This window comes from Micromonospora sp. DSM 43699 (genome assembly GCF_055517075.1).
Map to the genome: position 1 here is coordinate 1 of NZ_JBTMMT010000168.1, position 649 is coordinate 649.

Here is a 649-nt window from a genome sequence, read left to right on the forward strand (position 1 = left end):
GTTCCCCGCCGGTCCGCACCACCACCGTGTCAGCCACCCTGCACCACCACCCTCCTGGTCGCCGCGGTCTGCAGCAGCCGGCCCGCCAGCAGCAGCACCACCGCCCAGCCGCCCTGGAACGCGTACGCCTCCACCAGCCCCCACCCCGTGTGCTTGCCGAGGAACACATCGGCCGGCACCTGGAGCAGCGAGGACCACGGCAGCGCCCGCGCCACCTCGCCGAGCAGCCCGGGGAAGAGGTTCAGCGGCAGCAGCATCCCGGAGAAGAACAGCCCGGCCAGCGACACGATCTGCAGCGCGCCCGCCCCGTCCATCAGCCAGAACGCCGACAGCGCGACCAGATAGCGCACCGCGAAGCTCACCACCACGCCCAGGAACACCGAGAGGAGGAACGCCGGCCAGGTCCACGGCGAACCGGGCAGCGCCAGATCGAAGGCGAACGCCCCCAGCACCATCGGCGCGATCCCCCGGCCCAGCAGATGGAACGCCGCCCGGCCCAGGTCCCCGGCCAGCCACCACAGCTGGAGGTCGGCCGGACGGTACAGATCGACGGCGATGTCCCCCGTACGGATCCGCTCCATCAGCTCGTCCTCGAAGCCGCCGCCCATCATGGCGCAGGTCATCAGCAGGGCCTGCCCGAGCCAGACGT

Annotated in this window: 1 protein-coding gene; it reads right to left on the reverse strand. The window is 71.8% G+C overall.

Features of this window, described 5'->3' with window-relative positions:
• Positions 1-29: 29 nt before the first annotated feature.
• Positions 30-649, reverse strand: a 620-nt coding sequence (locus AC0AIB_RS31065) for an ABC transporter permease (protein WP_465098057.1), incomplete at its 5' end; no start/stop codon positions are given.